Annotated in this window: 2 protein-coding genes; both read left to right on the top strand. The window is 72.9% G+C overall.

Annotated features, from left to right (window positions below; translation table 11 throughout):
* Positions 1-134: 134 nt before the first annotated feature.
* Entirely contained in the window at positions 135-3,746 is a 3,612-nt protein-coding gene (locus tag KN815_RS46165) for a hydantoinase B/oxoprolinase family protein (RefSeq protein ID WP_216347762.1), read from the top strand.
* A 272-nt stretch (positions 3,747-4,018) separates the two neighbouring features.
* A partial coding sequence (locus KN815_RS46160; RefSeq protein WP_059145458.1) for a WhiB family transcriptional regulator occupies positions 4,019-4,281 on the top strand: 263 nt, incomplete at its 3' end.

The following is a 4,281-nucleotide window of genomic DNA, read 5'->3' as shown; positions in this document are numbered from 1 at the left end:
CCCGCCGGCGCCCTCACCGAGCCGCCCCCGCCCCTGTCCGCCGCCGCGCAGCCCGCCCCCACCGCGCCGCTGTCCCACCCGCCCGCCGATCCGCTCATCGCCGACCCACCGCCGCCCGCTGCGACAATGGCGGGGTGACGGGGCGCTGGGAATTCTGGATCGACCGGGGCGGAACCTTCACGGACGTCGTCGGCAAGCGTCCGGACGGCCGCCTGGTCACCCGCAAGCTGCTCTCCCACCACCCCGAGCGCTATACCGACGCCGCTGTCGCCGGGATCCGGCAGACGCTGGGGCTCGGCCCCGGCGATCCGGTCCCGGCCGACATGATCGACGTCGTCAAGATGGGCACCACGGTCGCCACCAACGCCCTGCTGGAGCGCACGGGCGAGCCGACCGTCCTCGTCGTCACCGAAGGCTTCCGGGACGCCCTGCGCATCGCGTACCAGAACCGCCCCCGCCTCTTCGACCGCCGCATCCTGCTCCCCGAGGCGCTGTACGACCGGGTGGTGGAGATCCCCGAGCGGGTGGACGCCCACGGCGAGGTCGTCCGCCCCCTGGACCTGGACGCCGCCGCCGAGGCGCTGCGCACCGCCCACCGCGACGGCTTCCGCAGCGCCGCCGTCGTCCTGCTGCACGGCTATCGGCACGCCGCCCACGAACAGGCCCTCGCCGCGGTGGCGCGCGACCTCGGCTTCCCGCAGGTGAGCTGCTCCCACGAGGTCAGCCCGCTGATGAAACTGGTCTCACGCGGCGACACCACCGTGGTCGACGCGTACCTCTCACCCATCCTGCGCCGCTATGTGGAGGACGTGGCCGCCGAACTGCGCGGTATCCGGCTGATGTTCATGCAGTCCAACGGAGGGCTGCGGGAGGCCGCGCACTTCCGGGGCAAGGACGCGGTGCTGTCCGGACCGGCGGGCGGTGTGGTGGGCATGGCGCGCTCCTCCGGCGAGGCCGGACACGACCGCGTCATCGGCTTCGACATGGGCGGCACCTCGACCGATGTCTCGCACTACGCGGGCGAGTTCGAGCGCGTTTTCGGTACCGAGGTCGCCGGGGTGCGGATGCGCGCCCCGATGATGAACATCCACACCGTGGCGGCGGGCGGCGGTTCGGTGCTCCACTTCGACGGCCGGCGCTACCGCGTGGGGCCGGACTCGGCCGGGGCCGTCCCCGGTCCCGCCTGCTACCGGCGCGGCGGCCCGCTGACGGTGACCGACGCGAATGTGATGCTCGGCCGGATCCAGCCGGACCACTTCCCGGCGGTCTTCGGCCCGCACGCCGACCGGCCGCTGGACGCGGCGACGGTCCGGGAGCGCTTCGCCGCGCTCGCCGAGGAGATCGCGGAGGCCACCGGCGACCGGCGCGGACCGGAGGAGGCCGCGGCGGGCTTCCTGGACATCGCGGTGCTCAACATGGCCAACGCGGTCAAGAAGATCTCCGTACAGCGCGGCCGTGACGTCACCCGCTACGCGCTCACCAGCTTCGGCGGCGCGGGCGGCCAGCACGCCTGCGCGGTCGCCGACGCGCTCGGCATCGGCACGGTGATCGTGCCGCCGCTCGCCGGAGTGCTCTCCGCGTACGGCATCGGGGTGGCCGACGCCACCGCCATGCGCGAGCAGGCCGTCGAGGCGGAGCTGGGCGAGGAGACGCTGGAGCGCGTGCGCGAGCTGTGCGGGCGGCTGGCCGGCCGGACCCGCGGCGAACTGCTCGCGGACGGTGTCCCGCAGGACACCCTGGACACCGTCGCCCGGGTCCATCTGCGGTACGCGGGCACCGACTCCAGCATCCCCGTCCCGCTGGGCTCCGCCCCCGCGATGACCGAGGACTTCGTCCGGGCGCACCGCGCGCGCTACGCCTTCACCATGGACAAGCCGCTGGTCGTGGAGGCGGTGTCGGTGGAGGCGGTCGGCGCGTCCGGGCCCGTCGGCGGCCACGCCGTTCAGCGGCCGCCCAGGGAGGGCGTACTGGCGCCCGTGACGACCGTAAGAATGTTCGCGGAAGGGCGATGGCAGCGGACCGCGCTGTATGAACGCGACCGTATGCGCCCGTCGGACCGGGTCACCGGGCCCGCGATCATCGCCGAGGAGGACGCCACCACCGTGGTCGACCCCGGCTGGCAGGCCACCGCGGGCGAAAGCGGCCATCTGCTGCTCACCCGGGTCCGGCCGCGGCCGAGCACCACCGCGGTCGGCACCGAGGTGGACCCCGTGATGCTGGAGGTCTTCAACAGCCTCTTCATGGCCATCGCCGAACAGATGGGCGTGCGCCTTGAGCACACCGCCCACTCCGTCAACATCAAGGAGCGGCTCGACTTCTCCTGCGCCCTCTTCGACGCCGAGGGCAGTCTCATCGCCAACGCCCCGCACATCCCGGTGCACTTGGGCTCCATGGGCGAGTCCATCAAGGAGGTGCTGCGGCGCAACGGGGACACGATGCGCCCCGGCGATGTGTACGCGATCAACGACCCGTACCACGGAGGCACCCATCTGCCGGATGTCACCGTGGTCAGCCCGGTTTTCGACGAGGCGGGGGACGAGCTGCTCTTCCTCGTCGCCTCGCGCGGCCACCACGCCGAGATCGGCGGTATCACCCCCGGCTCCATGCCCGCCTTCAGCCGCACCATCCAGGAGGAGGGCGTCCTCTTCGACAACTGGCTGCTGGTACGGGACGGGGCGCTGCGGGAGCGGGAGACCCGTGAGCTGCTGACCGGCGGGCCGTATCCGTCCCGCGCCCCGGACGCCAACCTCGCCGATCTGCGCGCCCAGATCGCCGCCAACGAGAAGGGCATCCAGGAACTGCGCCGGATGATCGGGCAGTTCGGCCTCGATGTCGTGCACGCCTATATGGGCCACGTCCAGGACAACGCCGAGGAGTCGGTGCGCCGCATCCTGACCGGCCTCGGCGATGGCTCGTACCGCTACGAGACCGACAGCGGGGCGGTCATCCGCGTCACCCTTACGGTGGACCGCGCGGCGCGCGGCGCCCTCCTGGACTTCACCGGCACCTCGCCCCAGCGGCCGGGCAACGACAACGCGCCCAGTTCCGTGGTCATGGCGGCCGTGCTCTATGTCTTCCGGACGCTGGTCGCCGAGGACATCCCGCTCAACAGCGGCTGTCTGAAGCCCCTTGAGGTCCGCATCCCCGAGGGCTCCATGCTGGCGCCCGTCTTCCCGGCGGCCACGGTCGCCGGGAACGTCGAGACCTCCCAGGCCGTCACGGGCGCCCTGTACGCGGCCCTGGGCGTCCAGGCCGAGGGCTCCGGCACGATGAACAACGTCACCTTCGGCAATGACCGCGTCCAGTACTACGAGACGGTCGCCAGCGGCTCCGGCGCCGGCGACGGCTTCGACGGCGCGGACGCCGTACAGACCCATATGACCAACTCCCGGCTGACCGACCCCGAGGTGCTGGAGTGGCGCTATCCGGTGCGGGTGGAGAGCTTCGCGATCCGCCCGGACAGCGGCGGCCGCGGCCACTGGCGCGGCGGCCACGGCGTCACCCGCCGCATCCGCTTCCTGGAGCCGATGACCGTCGCCCTGCTCACCGGCCACCGCCGGGTGCCTCCGTACGGCATGGCGGGCGGTGAACCGGGCGCGCTGGGCGCGAATCTGATCGAGCGCGCCGACGGTTCGGTGGACCACCTGGAGGGCCGCGACGCGACGGACGTCGGAGTGGGGGACATCCTGGTCGTCCACACGCCGGGCGGCGGCGGTTACGGCTCTGTGGAGGCGGCCGGGGGCTGACCGCCGGTGGCCGGCGCCGGGCTCACCGCGTGGCGTGGCGGGACCGACGCCCCCGGGACGGGCCGAGGCGGCTCCTGGGGCTCACCGAGGATGCCCGGTGTGAGCCATGGCCTGTTCGGATCCGTTTGCCGCCGCCACGATCGGAAACCCGACTCATATCGAAGCCCGCCAGGACGCGCCCGCATGATTCCCGGGCGGCGCCCGCTCGCGAACCATGCGTGTGAGTCCGACGGCGGGCGCTTACAGCACCGTCGTTCACGGAAGGGGCAGTCATGGCCTGGTGGCAGAAGGCCGAATGCACGCACGAGGACCCGGAGCTGTTCTTCCCGGTGGGGGTGGCGGGCCCGGCCGCCCAGCAGCAGGAGGCGCGGGCCAAGGAGGTCTGCCACCGCTGTCCGGTGATCCAGGAATGCCTGGAGTACGCGCTGGAGACCGGGATGACCCACGGGGTCTGGGGCGGCGTCGGTGAGGAGGAGCGCCGCGCCCTGCGCCGCAAGGCGCAGCGCAGGGAGCGGGTCGGCGCACGGCGGGCCCG

Origin of the sequence: Streptomyces niphimycinicus (assembly GCF_018883605.1) — a bacterium.
Classification (GTDB): domain Bacteria; phylum Actinomycetota; class Actinomycetes; order Streptomycetales; family Streptomycetaceae; genus Streptomyces; species Streptomyces niphimycinicus.
The sequence above is the reverse complement of the archived record's forward strand: the minus strand, read 5'-3'. Positions and strand labels throughout refer to the sequence as shown.